This is a genomic window from Pseudanabaena sp. BC1403, assembly GCF_002914585.1.
GTDB lineage: Bacteria > Cyanobacteriota > Cyanobacteriia > Pseudanabaenales > Pseudanabaenaceae > Pseudanabaena.
In genome coordinates this window covers 80034-98249 of the sequence record NZ_PDDM01000003.1, presented here as the reverse complement: position 1 = coordinate 98249, position 18216 = coordinate 80034, and the positions used below count along the sequence as shown (strand labels likewise).

At 42.6% G+C, this 18216-nt stretch carries 14 protein-coding genes; 7 read left to right on the top strand and 7 right to left on the bottom strand.

The annotated features are described in order from the left end of the window. The first annotated feature begins 75 nt into the window (after positions 1 to 75). Both CQ839_RS04260 and pheA read left to right on the top strand, forming a co-directional pair. Positions 76 to 3084 (top strand): transporter substrate-binding protein, encoded by a 3009-nt coding sequence (locus CQ839_RS04260; protein WP_103667040.1) that lies wholly within the window; start codon positions 76 to 78, stop codon positions 3082 to 3084. Between the two features lie 294 nt (positions 3085 to 3378). Continuing rightward, entirely contained in the window at positions 3379 to 4215 is an 837-nt protein-coding gene (pheA, locus tag CQ839_RS04255; protein WP_181016095.1) for a prephenate dehydratase, read from the top strand. A gap of 28 nt (positions 4216 to 4243) precedes the next feature. Here pheA and CQ839_RS04250 read toward each other — a convergent pair whose 3' ends face one another. Both CQ839_RS04250 and CQ839_RS25025 read right to left on the bottom strand, forming a co-directional pair. Beyond that, positions 4244 to 5005, bottom strand: coding sequence for a hypothetical protein (locus CQ839_RS04250; RefSeq protein ID WP_103667038.1), 762 nt, complete (start codon positions 5003 to 5005; stop codon positions 4244 to 4246). Between the two features lie 178 nt (positions 5006 to 5183). Then, positions 5184 to 6953 (bottom strand): protein kinase, encoded by a 1770-nt coding sequence (locus tag CQ839_RS25025; RefSeq protein ID WP_181016094.1) that lies wholly within the window; start codon positions 6951 to 6953, stop codon positions 5184 to 5186. A 298-nt stretch (positions 6954 to 7251) separates the two neighbouring features. Between CQ839_RS25025 and CQ839_RS04240 the strand changes: the two genes are divergently transcribed. Both CQ839_RS04240 and smpB read left to right on the top strand, forming a co-directional pair. Further along, positions 7252 to 7602 carry a hypothetical protein gene (locus CQ839_RS04240; RefSeq protein WP_103667037.1) on the top strand — a complete coding sequence of 117 codons (351 nt, stop codon included), beginning with the start codon at positions 7252 to 7254 and terminating at the stop codon, positions 7600 to 7602. Between the two features lie 19 nt (positions 7603 to 7621). Then, a complete protein-coding gene (gene smpB / locus CQ839_RS04235) occupies positions 7622 to 8080 on the top strand; it encodes an SsrA-binding protein SmpB (RefSeq protein ID WP_103667036.1) in 459 nt (152 codons plus the stop codon). Positions 8081 to 8113: 33 nt separating this feature from the next. Here smpB and CQ839_RS04230 read toward each other — a convergent pair whose 3' ends face one another. The 4 genes from CQ839_RS04230 to CQ839_RS04210 all read right to left on the bottom strand — a co-directional run bounded on the left by CQ839_RS04230 (position 8114) and on the right by CQ839_RS04210 (position 12948). Then, the gene (locus tag CQ839_RS04230) at positions 8114 to 9832 is read right to left on the bottom strand and encodes an ABC transporter ATP-binding protein (RefSeq protein WP_103667174.1); all 1719 of its coding nucleotides are present in this window, start codon (positions 9830 to 9832) and stop codon (positions 8114 to 8116) included. Between the two features lie 74 nt (positions 9833 to 9906). Beyond that, the gene (locus CQ839_RS04225) at positions 9907 to 10023 is read right to left on the bottom strand and encodes a photosystem II reaction center protein I (protein WP_071590106.1); all 117 of its coding nucleotides are present in this window, start codon (positions 10021 to 10023) and stop codon (positions 9907 to 9909) included. Positions 10024 to 10220: 197 nt separating this feature from the next. Next, positions 10221 to 10895, bottom strand: a complete 675-nt coding sequence (locus CQ839_RS04220) for a GAF domain-containing protein (protein WP_103667035.1) — start codon at positions 10893 to 10895, stop codon at positions 10221 to 10223. Between the two features lie 598 nt (positions 10896 to 11493). Beyond that, positions 11494 to 12948 (bottom strand): ammonium transporter, encoded by a 1455-nt coding sequence (locus CQ839_RS04210; protein WP_103667033.1) that lies wholly within the window; start codon positions 12946 to 12948, stop codon positions 11494 to 11496. A 699-nt stretch (positions 12949 to 13647) separates the two neighbouring features. Here CQ839_RS04210 and CQ839_RS04205 point away from each other — a divergent pair. After that, positions 13648 to 14424, top strand: a complete 777-nt coding sequence (locus tag CQ839_RS04205) for an MBL fold metallo-hydrolase (protein ID WP_103667032.1) — start codon at positions 13648 to 13650, stop codon at positions 14422 to 14424. A 76-nt stretch (positions 14425 to 14500) separates the two neighbouring features. Here the strand turns inward: CQ839_RS04205 and ftsH are convergent, their stop codons facing one another. Continuing rightward, on the bottom strand, positions 14501 to 16393 hold the full coding sequence (ftsH, locus tag CQ839_RS04200; protein WP_103667031.1) for an ATP-dependent zinc metalloprotease FtsH: 1893 nt from the start codon (positions 16391 to 16393) through the stop codon (positions 14501 to 14503). A gap of 313 nt (positions 16394 to 16706) precedes the next feature. Here ftsH and CQ839_RS04195 point away from each other — a divergent pair, with 313 nt between their 5' ends. Then, on the top strand, positions 16707 to 17105 hold the full coding sequence (locus tag CQ839_RS04195; RefSeq protein WP_103667030.1) for a hypothetical protein: 399 nt from the start codon (positions 16707 to 16709) through the stop codon (positions 17103 to 17105). A gap of 174 nt (positions 17106 to 17279) precedes the next feature. Next, entirely contained in the window at positions 17280 to 18173 is an 894-nt protein-coding gene (locus tag CQ839_RS04190; protein WP_103667029.1) for a S1 RNA-binding domain-containing protein, read from the top strand. Positions 18174 to 18216: the final 43 nt, after the last annotated feature.

The window sequence follows — 18216 nt, the reverse complement described above, 5'->3', positions numbered from 1 at the left end:
ATGAGTAAATGAGAGGCGGCGCTAAGTGCTGCCTCTCAGTAGATATATCAAGTTTAAGGTTGGGAGTATCGACAAATGAATCGAGAGGCTAAGTCCTTAAATATTGAGAGTAATAGTAGGACTGAAGTCATACGAGTCGGCGTGATGCACTTTCCGAGTGCCAGTCTTGGCAATGGCGACGATCTGGTTAAAGATTTAACCTTGATGGCGATCGCAGAGATTAATCAATCGGGCGGCATATTAGGAAGACTTGTCGAACCAATTGTTGTAGATATCGCTTCTAATGACTACAACATTACGGTACAAGCTCGATATCTGCTATCAGAATTGAATATTAGCAACTTATTTGGTGGCGGATCATCTTCATCTCGAAAAAGTATTATTCCCATTCTAGAAAAGCATCAAGCTCAACTTTGGTATCCCTATTATTACGAAGGTTTAGAATCTTATAAGAATGTATTTTATACTGGTGCTTGCCCCAATCAGGTTGTACAACCAGCAGTTAATTGGTTGTTCCAAAACAAAGGGAATAACATTTACTTACTCGGAACCGACGGAATTTATTCGCGTACGGTTAATAAGATTATTAACGCTCAAATCAAGCAGCAAAATGGCTTGATATTGTGTGAAGATTCTGTACCTCACAATATGTCCGATTATGGCGATATTATTGCCAAAATAAAGCATATTAGTCCTGATGCTGTCATTAGTACATTGGGCGCAGAAAAGTCAGTAGCTTTTTTACAGCAATATGCCGAAGCTGGAATTAAAGCCCAAGATATTCCTATTTTATCAATGCGATTCACGGATGTGGAACTACAGCAACTCATCCAAAATATCGACCCATCTTTGATCTCAGGTCATCTTGCTTGTGCCAATTATTTCCAAAGCTTAGAATCATCCCAAAATCAAGATTTCTTGCGTAAAGCCGCTATTTGGCTTGGAGTTGAGCAGGAGCAGCTAGCAGTTAATGCGGTAATGCAAGCCGCCTACACTCAAGTATTTTTGTGGAAAAAAGCAGTTGAGACTGCCCAAACCTTTGATGTGTTACCAGTTCGTAATGCTGTCTATGCTCAGATCTGTTCAGCTCCTGCTGGCAGAATGATGATGTCTCTCAACCATCATATTGCCACTGCCTGTCGGGTTGCAGAAGTTAATTTGACAGGAAAATTTGAAATTTTATACACAGTCGATCCGATTAATCCACTGCCTTGGTTGGGAGCAGAGGAGTTAAATCCAAACCAATCAATTGTAGTTATTGAGATGCTTACGGAAATTGCCCAAGGTATTCAGCGAGGTTGGAAATTTGAAAAAGAAGCTCAAGATCTGGAATTTACAATTACACGTTTATTAAGCCGTGGTCAGGGTAAAGGTCGTAACCAACTTGCTCCTGAAATTACTCGCGCAGCAATGTCCAAAATGTTTAAAGCGAATCAGCGCTTACTCAAAGCGCAATCTGAGCTATTAAATCTTGAAGGCGAGTTGAGAGATGCCAATGAATTATTGGAACGGCGCATCGAGCAACGCACGCTCCAATTACAAAAGACGATCAAACGTTTACAAAATGAGGCGGCGGATCGTCAGCAAGCAGAAGTACTTCTTCGAGAAAGTCAGCAAAGACTTTCTGCGATCGCTGACAATGTGCCAGGGGTGGTCTATCGCGCGGTATTACATCCTGATGGTAGAGTATCGATGCCTTATATCAGCCCTCGCACTCAAGTAATATTTGGTATATCCGTTGAAGAGTTTACTGAGCATTTGGAATGGGTATTTGATATGGCTCATCCTGAAGATCGTGCAGCACTCAGTGAGATGGTAAGAATATCAGCCGAAAATATGACGACTTTTGAGCATGAATATCGAGTTTCTAGTTTCTTTAAGAAAGTTAAATGGGTGAGAATTATTTCTCAGCCCCATCGCAATCAAAATGGTGATACGGTGTGGGATGGCGTGATTATTGATATTAGTCATCAAAAACAGATCGAAGAATCCCTTCGCCAAGCGGAAGAGAAGTATCGCAGCATTTTTGAACATGCGATCGAGGGGATTTTTCAGGCGCAAACGGATGGATGTTATATCAACGCTAATCCTGCGCTTGCGCATATCTATGGCTATGAAACGCCTACACAACTAATGGCTGAAGTGGCGGTCGATCCATATCGGCTATTTACTGAATCACATCGTTATCAAGAATTTCTACATCAAATTGAAACTTATGGTTCAGTAAATAGCTTTGAAGCTTTGGTTTATAAAAGCGATCGCAGTATCATTTGGGTTTTGATTAATGCTAAAGCTAACTATGATGGACAAGGAAACTTTATTTCTTTTGAAGGACTTGTTCAAGATATTACAGAGCGAAAGAAAGCGGAACAAGCTCTCAAAGCTGAGCAAGAAAAGTCTGAAAGTTTGTTACTCAATATCTTGCCAAAAGAGATTGTCAATCAACTGAAGATTAATAATAATGCGATCGCGTCAAGATCAGAAAATGTCTCTATATTGTTTGCGGATATTGTGGACTTTACAGCCCTCTCTTCGCAAGTTTCTCCTAATGACTTAGTGACTATGCTCAATGGCATTTTCTCTTCTTTTGATATGCTTGCCGATCAGTTTGGATTAGAAAAAATCAAAACTATTGGTGATGCCTATATGGTCGTTGGAGGATTGCCTACTTCTCGATCCGATCATGCGGAAGCGATCGCAGAGATGGCTTTAGCTATGCAAAAAGCCATTACCAATTTTAAACGAGGAGATAATACTATCTTCCGTTTGCGAATTGGAATTAACACTGGGCCAGTTGTAGCAGGCGTAATAGGTATCCGTAAATTTATTTATGATCTCTGGGGGGATGCTGTCAATATCGCTAGTCGGATGGAATCTCATGGTTTAGCAGGAGGCATTCAAGTCACGCAGACAACCTACGAGTTACTCAAAGACAAGTATACTTTCTGGCATCGTGGCAAAATATTTATCAAGGGTAGGGGTGAAATGGATACCTATATGTTGCTTGATAGTAAGTCTCAACTAAGACCAGAAATATTGGAATTAAGCAAAGAGGGCACTCAAAGCGTCTCTTCTTCAGTATAGCGATCGCTAAGTAATACCAAAACACAAAATGGTATAGCCATTTTGTGCTTTTAAAACCCTTGCTGGACTTGTTCTTTTAATTCCCAAAAGTGTGCCGACACTTTTGGGAATTCTTATAAGCTGGCGCAATTAAATATAAATCCCAAAAACCTGCGCCGCCTGCTATGCAGGCGGCACAGGTTTTGAGACTAGGTTTTAATTACGCCGAGGTACTTATATAATCAAGACCCAAACATATACGCTGTCGTCTACGACGGCGTATATGTTTGGGGTTAAATTTTATCTGAACTAATCATGACAACGGTTGCTTACCTTGGTCCCGCAGGTACATATTCGGAAATAGCAGCTTTGCAATATTTACAGCTGAGTCATCCAGACTTAGAGCATGATCCTGCGCAGATGTGTCCTTATCACACCATCCCCCATGCAATTAATGCTGCCGAGCAGGGCAATGTTGATATTGCGGTAGTACCTGTGGAGAATTCGATCCAAGGTGGTGTAACCATGACCCTTGACAGTCTCTGGCAATCGGAATCTTTGCAAATCCAACAAGCGATCGTCTTGCCGATCGCCCATGCACTGATAACCCGTGCTCAAGCTCTTACAGACATCAAAGTTGTCTATTCCCACCCACAAAGCCTTGCCCAGTGCCAACAATGGCTCGAACTCCATTTACCAGATGTTCAACAAATTGCCACTGACTCCAACACTGATAGATTACATATTGTCGCTGAAGACGTGACTGTGGCTGCGATCGCATCACAACGCGCCGCTGAAATTTACAACTTGCCAGTTCTGAAATTTCCGATCAACGATCAACCCGATAATTGCACCCGTTTTTTAGTCTTAGGGCGCACTGCACCGACGACTAAAGGCACACATTCATCGCTTGCCTTTAGTCTCAAACGCAATATGCCAGGAGCCTTAGTCAAGCCTCTATTAGTATTCGCCGATCGCCAAATTAACCTGAGCCGCATCGAGTCCCGTCCCACCAAGCGATCTCTGGGCGAATATATTTTCTTCCTCGACATCGAAGCCGCGATCGACGATCCTAACTTCAGTGAAGCCTTACAAGATCTCCAAGCTGTTACCGAAAATCTTAAAATTCTTGGTAGCTATGTCATTACCTAACAAAAGAAGGACGCTCTTGCCCACTTTTTTATTTTCTAGATTGGGCAAGTCGCTTATTTCGCATCAACACATTTGTGCCTTCATTAGTTTGCTCGATTACTAATAACGGTGTTGGCTTAGCCGTTTGATCCCAACTAATCACCGCTAGTCGTCCCTGAATCGTAGGCTGCCAATTTCGATTAGCGTCCGAGGCAACCACAAAATTTTCCAAACCTATTGCTAATTCCTTGAGAATACTTTGTGAGCCATTAGTAGGGATTTTGGCTAGTTTGACATGGATACGAAAAAGTGTGCGAATTTGCGAATCCTCGTGATTTTCAGGTTGATAAGCCACATCAAAAATAACATCGACCTTGCGGGCATTGCCACTGTCTTCTTCGCTTGGCATCAATGCGGGTGTAACTTTTTGACGGAGATTTAATTTCATCTGAGCCAAGATAGTTTCACAAAAATGCGGCTCCTCCATTCTCATGCTGAGATAGTCAAGATTGAAATCGCGAGAATGAATCAAATCAGGATTACGCTCATTCTCGTCAATAGTATGCAGTGCTAGTTTGAGTTTTTTGCCAAGTTCGTTGTTCTTAAGCCTTTCAATCTTCAATAGCTGTCGGGTTTTTCGCAATTGCCAGTAGTGAAAGACTGTCGCGCCGAGCGCTCCCCATAGCAAGACCAATAGTAAACTTACGCCAACAGTATTTTGCAATGGCAGTGTTGATTGTTCGATCGCTCCTATTAAACCTTCGCGATCGCTAGTTTTCACAGATATCACAGTTTTTGATGCATACAACATAGCAAAGCTCCAACATTTAAATCGAAATATTCAGAAAGCTAACTTCTTTTCGCTACCCTTCTATTACTATTCCCATAAAGCTCTAGGAAATTAATTACAAAAAAAGATGAAAGACCGCGCTTTGCGTCTCTTTTCATCTTTATAAAAGAGAATGGGACGCAAAGCGTCCCATTCTCTTTTAATTAGCTTTTGTCAGAGTCGCAATTTTCCATTTGCCATTTTCAAAAATTAGCGTGCAAATATACCTACCTCTTGATGGCTGGGACTGCGTGCGATCGATTTTGCCGTTGACATAAAGTGTCGGACTCTCAAAGATCTCCACAGTTATATTCGCTTGATTATCTTGAATACCAAACGATCCTGCTCGACTGACCGTAAACTCCCCATAGCTATAAAAAGCATTATTATTCTGCAACCAATCGATCGACCCTTTGCGCTTTTCATAGGCTTCACCTGTAGTTAGTTCAGCTAGCAATTGACGATCAAAAGGTGGGGCAAATATTTGATTTTTACTAGCCACCAAATTATTCACGATCGCAACGGCATCAGCCTCAGACAAAGGCTCGATCGGCACTTTTGGCGAAGCTTTGGGCGTAGGACTAACCGAAGCTTTGGCTGTAGGAGATGGCGTAGGACTAGCCGTAGGTTCAATAGATGCTTGTGGACTAGGTATAGCAGTTGTCGCACTAGGACTTGGGGTAATAGCAGCATTGTTAGAAGAATTAGTAGAGGTCTTCTCAGCAATTGGTTGAGGATTTGGCTTTTGAGTTGCAAGCACCACACCGATCGCGATCGCTGTGGCAAAAGCTCCACTCCAAACCGCAATCCATAAACCTTTCTTACTGCGATTACTACCATCATTACTATTGGTTTGTGGAGCATAGGCTTGCACAGTTTGTGGAGATAGCTGCTCAGGTGCAGGATGGCGATTTACAGCAACAGTAGGGATTGGAGGAGTTGGAGCTGGTAATGGTTTGATCGGTTTATAGACTTCTGTTGGAGGGACAGTCGGCGGACTATTGGACAATAATTCTGTACCCAAATCGCTGTTGTTATTGCTATTTACACTGACAATGGTGGACTGGAGACCATTTGCTGCGTTACTTACTGGTTGATTTGGTAATTGATGATCGCCTAATGTTGCCAAAAGCTTGCGAATTTCAGTCGCTGATTCATAGCGGTCTTTGTAGTGATAGCGAGTCATCTTGGCTAGCACATCGACTAATCCCGACTTGTTGGGGACAAGATGCTGCCAAATTAATTCCCCTGTTTGATAATCTTCTTGCAATTCACGAGGTGGCAAACCCGTCAGGGCTTGAATACAAATTACCCCGATCGCATATAAATCACTGTTCGGTCGCGGTTTACCTTGAGCTTGCTCACTGGGCATATATCCCAAAGTCCCGATCGCCACCGTCGCCGCAGTCTGCCCCTCTTGATTGATCTGCGTTTGCACTTGCTTAATCGCGCCAAAATCGATCAGCACCAACTTGCCATCAGATCGACGACGAATAATATTATCTGGCTTGATATCGCGATGAATTACGCCGTGGCTGTGGGTATATTCTACAATGCTTAACAAATCATCCAATATCTGAAAAACTTGCTGGTCACTAAGCCGATAGCCGCGCACTAGTTCTAACTCTAGCGATCGCCCCTCGACAAATTCCTCTACCAAATAAAATTCACTCGCCTCCTCAAAATAGGCAAGTAAACGCGGAATGCGATCGTGATTACCCAACTGGGCAAGGGTTTGCGCCTCACTGGTAAATAATCGATTTGCGATTTTTAGATATTCGCGATCGCTACTGGCAGGTTTGAGATGCTTGACCACACAAAGCGGCTCATTCGGGATGCGCGTATCGTGGGCTAGATAAGTATGACCAAATCCACCCTCACCCAACTTGCTAGCTATGCGGTAGCGTCCATCAAGTAATTGACCAATCATGCTTGACTCCATCTCTGCAATAAATATAGCAACCGCCAAGGCGGTTAGGACATAAAAGCCAAAAAATAGAGGTGTTTGTGATACCTCTATTTTTGGCTTTCAGCAGACTCAGAAATTTCATGCTTCACGATTTAACGACACCTTGGTTTATGATGGATAAGCTGTAATGCCTAATAACTGAAATTAAGGTGTTAATGTCAAAAAATGGCATGGCACAGAATAGACATATAGCTTTTTAGAGATAGTTTGTAGACAAGGACTAGTAAACTGCTAGCCGAACCAGTTGTTTTGATGATTTATGGCTAGATATACTCAACATTTCTTAGTTGAAATCGCTCCCGAGAACCTACACTCAACGATTATTAAAACGTTGGAATCTTGTAGTTTGGTAATTACCTATGAAACCGACGACTATGTAATTGCGCAAGAAATAGAGACTAATGCCTCATTTGCTAAAATGGTAACGGTAGAAGTCTTGATACACCGTTCTGAGATTGAAGGTAATCAAGCAAAATTAACTAGCGTCACCAAAAATGCCGAGTTGCCTCTGCGGCTTAATAATCACTGTCACAGTATCTCTGATCTTGTTTCTAAAGCATTCTGTGACAGTCCAGAATGGAAGCTATTAGAAGTTACATCAGGATATTAGACAGTATCAATGGGAATAAATGGCAAATTACTATCGTGTACTCGCCGAGAATCGGCAAGCTAGATTTAATTACGAAATTCTCGAAACCCATGAAGCGGGTATCGAGTTACTTGGTACTGAAGTAAAAGCAGTCAAGGGGGGGCAAGCAAATCTAAGAGACGCTTATGGGATTGTGCGTAAGGGGCAGATCATGCTGCTAAATATGTATATTCCCCCGCACCGCACTACTAGTGTGTATTTTAATCATGAGCCTACGCGCACTCGCCGCTTACTATTACATAAAGATGAAATCCGCAAGTTAATTGCTGAAGTCCAGCAAAAGGGTCTAACCTTAGTACCGCTCAAGGTTTACCAAAAAGAAGGCTGGATTAAAGTTGATCTGGCTGTTGTGCGCAACAAAAAATTGCATGACAAACGCGAAGACATGAAAAAGCGCGATGATAAACGCGAAATTGAACGAGTCATGAAAAATCATTAAAAGTAAAAACGGCGCAATGCGCCGTTTTTGCTTTTAATGGGTTGCCATCATTTCTAATTCGTAGAGACTTGCGTACAAACCTTGTTTGGCGATTAGTTGCTCATGAGAGCCAGCTTCAACCACTTCGCCTTGCTTGAGTACGAGAATGCGATCGACATTGCGAATCGTCGATAGACGGTGGGCAATGATGATTGTGGTGCGATTAATCAAAAGTCTATCTAAGGCTTGTTGAATCAAGAATTCGGTACTGACATCAAGGCTAGCCGTTGCTTCGTCTAGAATTAAAATTCTAGGATCACGAATGGCGGCTCTGGCAAAAGCTAATAATTGCTTTTGTCCACCAGAGAGATTTGTACCGCGCTCTCGGACTTGCGTTGCATAGGCTTCGGGTAGATCTTGAATGAAGCGATCAACATTCATCAGTTCGGCAGCTTCAACCACTTGCTCGATCGCATAGTCTTCGCCCAATGTAATGTTGTCTTTGATATCGCCAGAAAACAAAAAGGCATCTTGCAAAATTACACCAACGCAACGTCTTAATTCCGCTTGGGTAATTTCGCGAATATCGATGCCATCAATTAAAATTCTGCCTTTAGTTGGTTCGTAAAGACGCGATAACAGCCGAATAATTGAGCTTTTACCAGCACCTGTGGGGCCAACGAGGGCAATTTTTTCACCTGCTTTGAGGGTGAAGGTAACATCCTTAAGGACATATTCATCAGGCTTGTAGCCAAACCACACATGGTCAAAGCAAATTTCGCCAGTGCCATCAAGGGGAAGAGTTTTGGGATATTCAGGATCGCGAATTTCGATCGGTTCTTGCAAAATAGCGTTGATACGTTCAACCGCCGTAAATCCTGCTTGAATTGTAGTGAATTTCTCGGCTAGTTGACGAATTGGGTCAAAAAGGCGCTGCGAGAACAAGACAAAAGCAGAAAGCTCACCAAATGTAAGATTCTTTTGGACAATTTGTCCACCGCCTAACCAAAGAACACCTGCGATCGCTACTAAAGCGATCCATTCCAGTGTTGCTGATACGGCTGAGTCATGAAAAACCGTGCGGTTTACCTCAGCTACATATTGCTGATTGACTTTGAGGTGTTGCGCGGAGTTAAACTTTTCGCGACGAAATAGCTGAACGATACTCGCGCCAATAATATTTTCTTGGAGAATTGAGTTGAGTTCCGACAAGCGATCGCGAGCTTTGAAATTGGCTTTGCGATACTCGTACTGAAAATAAACAATTAATGCTGTAACTGGGATAACCATTGCTAAAAGCAGCAGCGCTAAATCCCATCGCAACAAAAACATAAATATCGCGATTGTCCCGATCGCAGCAAAATCGCTAAGGACACCCACTGCCCCAGTAGCAAATACATCACCTAACGCTTCGACATCACTAGTTAAGCGTGTAATCAATTTGCCAACGGGTGTGCGATCAAAAAAGCTAGTTGATAAGGACGTAACGTGACGGAACAAATCAGTGCGAATATCCGCCGTGATTTTTTGTCCGACCTCTTGCACCAAGTAGCCCTGCCAAGACTGAAACGCAAGACGGACTGCGATCGTTACTAAAATAACTAAGCAAACCCATCGCAAACCCAACAAATCGCCACTTTTAATTGGCCCATCGATAGCTTGCTGTACCAGAATTGGCTGAACGGCACTAGCGATCGATAAGGGCACAAGTAAAAGCAGCGATATGACAAGCTGTTTAGAATTTTGTTTTGCGTATGGCAATAAGCTCAACATCAATCGCCAGTCATTACTTTTGACAAGCTTTAAAGGTTGAGATTTGGCAGAGCTAGCTTTGGAAGTGTTGATCACTATTCGAGATCCCTGTTACCTGGGTTGCGAGATGGATCACTATTGAGGAAGCCAAATACGAACAAGCTGATAAAGAATATGACAGTGATGTAGACCACTATTTTTAAAGTGAGCATAAATAAATAATCTCCGTATAAATATCTAAGAATTTATCCTATGTTCAATCTTATAGGAAAAGATGGGAATTCCTTATACTTCCTTAAGATCAGCTCTTTGCTTTTGAGTATAAATACTTAAAATTGATGATTAAGCGAAATGATTCTGGCGGAGCTTAGCAATTTACGATCAAAAGAAATCATTTGCAATGATGCTTTTAAACTGGAAAGACTTGTCCTAAAAGCTGCGATCGCTCAATATATAGAGATACTTGACAGGCGATCGCCTTTAATAGTTTTTCATCTAAAGCTGAATAAGGAAGAGTGATTTCTTGAACATTCTCGACTGTAATAGAAATATCTTTAACTTTACGATTTATTAACTGAAAAACCCCGATCGTGCTTTTTTGCGAATCAAACATGGGAACTGCTAAAACAGAGCGGGTGCGATATTCAATATCATAATCAAAAGTCTTGTGGTGTTGATATAACGCATCATCTGGTAAATTGTGGGCATCGGATAGATTCAGTGCCTCGCCTGTCATCGCCACATAGCCGACAATACTATCTTGATTTAGCGGTACGGCAAAGTTGACTAGTGAACGATCAGGCTGTGAGTCATTTTGAGCAACTTCAAAGCAGACTGTATGGACTGGGGCAGAGCGATCAATTAAATAAATGCTACCTGCGTCACTTGCTGTCATTTTTCGAGTTGTTGCTAAGGCTGACTCGAAAAAAGCTCTTAAGTCATTAGTACTGGATAATGACATCGATAAAGACAACAGATCATTGAGCAAGCATTTGTAATAATGCAGTTGCTCTACTAAGCCCTGAGGATCTGAGGGGGAATTCTCTTCAGATGTTTCTGGTTGCGAACCTAAATCAGGATTCATGGATGTTGTCAATATCTTTAAATTATGTCCTACTCAGCAAAAATGATATCAATTCTCAAAATGGCATTGCCATTTTGAGCGTCCAAAAAAATTACTGGGTTGGTTATGCCAATTATCGAAAGTGTAGTTACGCTTTCGATAATTGGTATAAAACAAAGTTTTGGGAATTTAGTCTTAGCAGCACAAGCTTTCCGAATAATACTAGCAAAATCACATCAGAAAAATACTAAAAACAGAAAGTCATGGCTTCTAATTGTGAATCTAATTATTAATTATCGAAAGTATGAGTACACTTTCGATAATTAATAATTAGACTCGGTAAGGGTTTTAGAAACCATTTAAGAATTACTTTCTGCGGTCAAAATCTCTAAGAGATCCCCCTCAATCCCCCTTAAAAAGGGGGAAGAATTTAATTCTCCCCCCTTTTTAAGGGGGGCTGGGGGGGATCTAGACAATTCTTAAATGGTTTCTTAAATCCTCAAAATGTTGCCATTTTGAGGATTGGTATTAATTTTTTTAGAGCAGCAAAACAGATTTTTATGATGAGAATTGCCGACAGAAAATAAAAGACATCGCGAAACGGTGGCTTTTATTTTCTTTAGTCTTCTTCTTCGTCATCAAATTGCAAATCGTCGATGGGATAGACATCTGGCCAAGCCGATGCACCATGCTCGTAAACATCAATACCGATGCGATCGGCTTCAGGATTGACTCGTAACATTCCAACAGCATTGAGTGCGCCAAACATCAAAAATGAGAATATAACAACAAAGATGATAATCGCTACTTCACCACCGAGTTGTACTCCTAGCAAATCAAAGCCACCTCCTAGGAATAGACCAGCTTTTTTATTCATCGTTAATGCTGGGTGTCCAAATAAGCCAACACAGATTATGCCCATCATGCCGCATACGCCATGCACCGCAAATGCGCCAACAGGATCGTCAATTTCAAACCATTCAATAACATCTACAGCAATAAGTACAATCACACCAGCTACTGCGCCAATTAAAGCTGCCGCCCAAGGCATGACATAAGCACAGCCTGCCGTGATCGCGACTAAACCAGCGAGTGAGCCATTTAGTCCACAGAATAAGTGCCACTGACGAATGCGAAAGTAAATGTAGAGAAATGCAGTCATTGCACCAGCCGCCGCCGCTAGAGTCGTATTGACAACGATCAATCCCGCTAGTCCAGGATTACTAAGCGTCAGGGTTGAACCAGCATTAAACCCATACCAACCAAACCACAAAATCATCGTGCCAATGGTCGCATAGCCAAGGTTATGTGCTGGTGGGATTTGCCCCCATACTCGATCAGGGCGAGGTCCGAGAATATATGCACCAACTAAAGCTGTCCAGCCGCCTACAGTATGTACGGCAGCATCTCCTGCAAAATCATGGAAACCGAGTTTATATAACCAACCACCATTGTTCCAAGCCCAATGCACGACTATTGGATACATTACAGCTCCCATGATAAAGGCGTAAATTAAGTCGCCTTTAAAATCAGTCCGCTCAGCCATTGACCCTGTGGTGATCGTACTCGCGGTTGCGGAAAAAGCAAACTGAAAAAAGAAAAGGGTGAATGTACTAACTGGCGCAGTCGAACCGCCCGCCCCCATTGCATATTCGATCGCGCCATTACTGATCGTTAATGCGTTATTTAAAAAGAACCCGTCTGTCCCAAAAAAACCATTGCTAGTTGTACCGAAGGCGATCGCAAAACCAGTAACCCACCATGCCAAGAGTGTAATTGCAGCATCAACAAAGTTTTCGGCTAATGTATTCACAACCCCCGTTTGTCGGACTAGTCCCGCCTCTAGCATGGCAAAGCCGCATTGCATGAAAAACACTAGAAACCCAGTGATTAATACCCAACCCGTGTCAACTGACAATCGCAGTTCATTAGTCGTTTTGCTCAAAGATTCGAGCGTGGGAGATTCGATCGCATGGGCAATCGTCGGCGTAAATGCGGCAAATATTGCTGCTCCAATGGCGATCGCTAAAAAACGCGCCAAATAATTTTTTCTTTTTGTTGTGACTTTTGCCATGATTTAGATATATACACCACTATTTTAGATTGCTGAGCATTTAAATCTTGTCTTGAAGATTGTAGATTGGCTGCTAAGTACCTCGGCATAATAAATAAACAGATTCAAAACCTATCCCGTCTGTATAGCAGTCAGGGCAGGTTTTGGGATTTTATATTTAATTGTGCCTTGCTACTGAAAACATCAACGAGATTAATCATTTAAGATGACGATTCGATCAGTTGATGCTTTTTATAAAGCTTTATTCCCCTAAAATTTGGTAATCCATCGCTTATCCCCTTAATCAAATTGTTAGAGATCGCTAGAGAAATAACAGTAAAGTTGATTTTGCAAATAGACGTAAGTTTAGCCCTACTTTCTTATACGTTTAAAGGATGATCTGCAAAAGTGTCGATAAGTACAGTCAACCTTATGGGTCTGTAACGAGTGGCTAAGTTTTTTACCAGTATGTGTGATCGATGTCACAAGAATGATTTTTAATGATCGCAGTCTTGATGTGACTTGAGTCACCACTAAAAGCAGAAAAAAGGAAGATACTCTACTCACTAGCGACGTATCTACATAATTTCTCCCCGCAAGAATGCCTCCTGCGGGTTTTTTATGTCAAAAGATAGAAACTGCGCTTTGCTAAGTCTCTATCTTTTGGATCGTAAACAATTCGTTACAATATTGTTTAGAAACTTACGAACGCAAAAAACTATGTACCTAACATGGCTAGACAGTAATTCTTGGCTGATCGAGATTGCAGGCAAACGGATCTTGCTTGATCCTTGGCTAGTTGATGCACTGATGTTTGGTAATGCTGCGTGGTTTTTCAAATCTGAGCGACGGACACCAAGAGAAATCCCAAAAAATATTGATTTGATTTTGCTGTCGCAGGGCTTGCCAGATCACGCTCACCCCGCAACACTTAAACAACTCGATCGCCAAATTCCTGTAATAGCTTCACCGAGTGCTGCCAAGCTGGTTAGGGGGCTGGATTATAGGCAAGTTACAGCTCTTGCCCATGGTGAAGTATTTAGCATTCCCAATCTTTTAGAAATTAGAGCCGTTCTGGGTTCGCCCATTGGCCCAAATACTTTTGAGAATGGGTATATTTTGAAAGATCTCGTAGAAGGAACTTCTATTTATTACGAACCACATGGCTATCATGCGGCTGCAATTCAGGAATTTGCGCCTGTGGACGTGGTGATCACACCCACAATTGATTTGAAATTGCCTCTGATTGGTACGGTGATCAAAGGGCAGCAAGGTGCTGTACAGGTTGCAAAATGGCTCAAGCCTCAAGTGATGTTGCCAACTGCCGCAGGTGGTGATTTGACCTATAGCGGTTTCTTGCTAAATATCCTGAAGGCAGAAGGAACGATGGATTCTCTGCGATCGCTATTTACAGAAAATAATATTTCCACACAGGTGATCGAGCCTAAACCTTGGGAACGCTTTGAAGTAAAGCTCCAAAAATTAGCCGTCACATAAAAAAGGGAGCGCTTAGCGCTCCCTTTAAATCTCTTTAAAAAAGAATGAGCGCCCAGCGCTCATTCTTTTTTTTGTTTTAGAACTTGACTGAAGCAGTCTTCTTTTCGGGTATCTTCGTGTATTCCGCAACGATTTTGCGAAACTCTTCGCCGTCTAAAGTTTCTACATCTAGCAGAATATCGACTAGGCGATCGCACAAGTCACGATTTTCTTCGATTAAGCGCTTGGCAGTGTAGTAGCAGTTTTGGGCAATCTGACGGATTTGACGATCAATGCGATCGCCTAGTTTGACCGAATAATCATTTTGAGGCATCATATTGCGTCCCAAAAAGATCTCGCCGCTTTCGCTTTCGAGTGCGCCTAAACCCAAGTCTGACATGCCAAATTGAGTCACCATCAATCGCGTCAGCCTTGCGACTTGCTGGAAATCGCCCGATGCGCCTGTAGTAATTTCGGCATCGCCAAAGACTACTTCTTCGGCAGCTCTACCACCGAGCATCATCGTAATTGTGTCCAGAATCTGCGATCGCGATTCCAGTCCATACTCTTCATCGGGCACACCTTTAGCAAATCCCCCGATACCGCCAGAGCGGGGCACAATGGTTATTTTGTCGAGCAAAGATGCATTCTTAAGCAAGGTCATTACCAAGGCATGACCAACTTCGTGATAAGCAACCAGACGTTTTTTGGAGCTATCGAGCATTGGCTTCATGGTTAAACCAATGGTAATGCGATCGATCGCGTCGGCAATTTCTAGTTCCCCAATCGCCTCTTTATAACGACGTGCCGCCAAGATTGCTGCTTCGTTTAACAGGTTAGCCAAGTCTGCACCTGCAAACCCAGGAGTCAAACGAGCTACTGATTCAAGAGAGACACTTTCCTCAAGTTTTTTATTGCGGGCATGGACTTTGAGGATTTCTTGACGACCTTTATAGTCGGGATAGTCCACCGTAATTTGGCGATCAAAACGACCTGGTCTTAGTAAAGCGCTATCTAGCACATCAGGACGATTAGTTGCAGCAACCACAATCACGCCTGAATTACCTTGAAATCCGTCCATTTCCGTGAGCATCTGGTTTAGAGTTTGCTCACGCTCATCGTTGCCGCCGCCGATGCCCGATCCACGTTGCCGACCGACTGCATCAATTTCATCAATGAAAATGATACATGGAGCATTATCTTTGGCTTTTTGGAATAAATCGCGGACGCGGGAAGCCCCCACGCCCACAAACATTTCTACAAATTCTGAACCTGACAAAGAGAAGAAAGGAACCCCCGCTTCTCCTGCGATCGCCTTGGCTAATAAAGTCTTACCTGTCCCTGGTGGGCCAATTAGCAATACGCCCTTGGGGATTTTTGCGCCAACTGCCGTAAAGCGATCGGGCTGTTTAAGAAATGTAACGACTTCCTGTAATTCTTCCTTTGCCGTATCAATCCCCGCCACATCCTCAAACATGATCCCCGTTTTTGCTTCGGGCGAGAATCTTGCTTTAGTCTTGCCAAAGCTGAGAGTTTGCCCAGGCCCTCCAGGAGCATTGCTGAGGCGACGTAACACCATTAGCAATATGAAGATCAAAAGCATGGGCACAAAAAATGTACTCACCAGTTGCCAAATTAAGGTTGGCTGCTGTGGTGCTTTCACTGCTGTATCGACACCATTTTCGCGTAATGCCTTCATTAACTCGGTATTGCCATCACGGGCAAGTAAGTCAACCCTGACCTTGCGCCCATCTTTCAAAACTGCTTCCGCCGCTAGACCATTGCTTTCTAAATCGATTTTTTGAACTCGATTTTCTTTCACATTTGCAAGCAGTTCGGTGTAGCCGATGGTCACAGTGCTTTCAGTATCAGTAGTTTGTGCAGATACTGGTAAGGTTGTCGCTACACTTTGCAATATGGCTAAACTTACGACCGTTGTTTTGACGCGCCGCCAAAAGTTTGCCAAAAAGATTTTTTTTCCAGAAGACATCACTGCCTGTCGCTCCTTATTGCCCCGTCGATGCGGTAATCGGTTGACTTAACTATTTATCTAGTCTAATGCATTAGCTCAATACCTGTTATACGGATATATCAATGCAAGAGATAGCTTGGACAAAGCAAAACCCAAATAAATAAAGGTGGCGCTTTGCGCCACCTTTATTTATTTGGGTTTTATGTCCTAAGTAAAATCTGCATTGCACTAAAACCCAGAAGAATAGTTGCGCCGTAACTATTCTTCTGGGTTTTAGTGCAAGATTAACTGGCGACAGCTAGATGAAAACTTTATTTAGAAAGGAAAAACAATGAATTGGGTTGCTGACAAGATTAAGTGGATTATGCTTGTGTCTGGTTTGCTGACTTGTACATTGTTTTATGCCGCGATCGCACCACAAGCAGCACTGAATTCTTTCTTTGGCGCTTCTCTTGAAGGTCAGCTTTCTGAAATCATTGTCCGTAATTGGGGAGCTTTAATAACTCTTGTGGGAGTGATGCAAATATATGGGGCATTTAACTCCATAAATCGTTCATTAATTGTGGCTATTTCAATTATTAGCAAGCTGACCTTCGTTAGTTTGGTGCTGATTTACGGTAGACAATATCTTGGTCAAGCAGGAACTGCGGTGATCATTGATTTGGTAATAGTCATACTGTTTATCATTTATATGATCAGCGATCGCCAAAAAGTCACCAATAAAATATAGCGATCGATAAACCTCAAAAAATAGAGCGGTGCTTCGCGCCGCTCTATTTTTTGGGGTTTAATGTTAAGAAGCGTAGCAATTCTAGAGAAAGATAGATTTACTTCATATTCTCTATAGCGCTATGAGACAATTACAATAAAATACACGCAAGCAACGCTACGCATATTCATATCCATGAACGCCACAACAAATATTCAGCCATTTTCTGCCGACGATTTTGCCAACGCCCTCGCCGAACATAACTACGAATTTGCCGTTGGGCAAACGGTGAAGGGCAAGGTTGTGTCAGTTGAAAGTAGTGGCATTTATGTCGATATTGGCGCAAAGTCTTTAGGTTTCCTTCCCATCGAAGAAGCAACTCTTAGTGGTGCTTCGCGCTCTAATGGTGATGCTTTCCCGATCGGTAATGAGTACGAATTTCTGATCATTAGTAGTCAAAATGCTGATGGTGAAGTGAAGCTATCAGTTCGCCGTTTGTTATTCAAGCAAGCTTGGCAAACTCTCCGTGATTACCAAGCAGAGTCGAAAGTCTTTGAATGTCGAGTAATTGGCACAAACAGCGGCGGTGTAATCGTTGACTCTGTTGGTTTACGAGGCTTTGTACCGCGATCGCATCTTTCTGACACCTCAGATCTCGCTAAACTGATTGGCAAAATGTTGCCTGTGATGGTTTTAGAAGCTGACGAAACCCGTAAAAAGCTGGTGCTATCTAACCGCCAAGCCGCCAAACTTGCGGCGATGAACCAACTTGCTAAGGGCCAACTGATTACAGGTCGAGTATCCAATATTCGTCCTTTTGGGGCATTTGTGGAGTTTGCTGGAGTTTCAGGGCTGTTACATGTTAAGGAAATGAGCCAAAAGCCAGTTAGCGATCCTACTCGTGTATTTCAAATCAATGACATGATCAAGGCTGTAGTGGTCGATATCGATGAGTCACGCGATCGCATTGCTCTATCTACTAAAATCCTTGAGCTTCATGCAGGTGAAATGCTCGATAACTCAGCGCAAGTATTTGCTGAAGCCGAAGAGCGTCTCGAAAAAAATATCAGCAAACTCTGGGAAGCCTAATCTCCAAAAAGAAGGTGACGCTCTGCGTCACCTTCTTTTTGGC

Bases quoted from the DNA above. Each gene is read 5' to 3' on its own strand.
- smpB (WP_103667036.1), top strand. From the start codon at position 7,622: ATGGCAAATTACTATCGTGTACTCGCCGAGAATCGGCAAGCTAGATTT.
- CQ839_RS04210 (WP_103667033.1), bottom strand. From the start codon at position 12,948: ATGGCAAAAGTCACAACAAAAAGAAAAAATTATTTGGCGCGTTTTTTA.
- CQ839_RS04190 (WP_103667029.1), top strand. From the start codon at position 17,280: ATGAACGCCACAACAAATATTCAGCCATTTTCTGCCGACGATTTTGCC.
- pheA (WP_181016095.1), top strand. From the start codon at position 3,379: ATGACAACGGTTGCTTACCTTGGTCCCGCAGGTACATATTCGGAAATA.
- CQ839_RS04225 (WP_071590106.1), bottom strand. From the start codon at position 10,023: ATGCTCACTTTAAAAATAGTGGTCTACATCACTGTCATATTCTTTATC.
- ftsH (WP_103667031.1), bottom strand. From the start codon at position 16,393: ATGTCTTCTGGAAAAAAAATCTTTTTGGCAAACTTTTGGCGGCGCGTC.
- CQ839_RS04260 (WP_103667040.1), top strand. From the start codon at position 76: ATGAATCGAGAGGCTAAGTCCTTAAATATTGAGAGTAATAGTAGGACT.
- CQ839_RS04205 (WP_103667032.1), top strand. From the start codon at position 13,648: ATGTACCTAACATGGCTAGACAGTAATTCTTGGCTGATCGAGATTGCA.
- CQ839_RS04195 (WP_103667030.1), top strand. From the start codon at position 16,707: ATGAATTGGGTTGCTGACAAGATTAAGTGGATTATGCTTGTGTCTGGT.
- CQ839_RS04230 (WP_103667174.1), bottom strand. From the start codon at position 9,832: ATGTTGAGCTTATTGCCATACGCAAAACAAAATTCTAAACAGCTTGTC.
- CQ839_RS04240 (WP_103667037.1), top strand. From the start codon at position 7,252: ATGGCTAGATATACTCAACATTTCTTAGTTGAAATCGCTCCCGAGAAC.
- CQ839_RS25025 (WP_181016094.1), bottom strand. From the start codon at position 6,953: ATGATTGGTCAATTACTTGATGGACGCTACCGCATAGCTAGCAAGTTG.
- CQ839_RS04220 (WP_103667035.1), bottom strand. From the start codon at position 10,895: ATGAATCCTGATTTAGGTTCGCAACCAGAAACATCTGAAGAGAATTCC.
- CQ839_RS04250 (WP_103667038.1), bottom strand. From the start codon at position 5,005: ATGTTGTATGCATCAAAAACTGTGATATCTGTGAAAACTAGCGATCGC.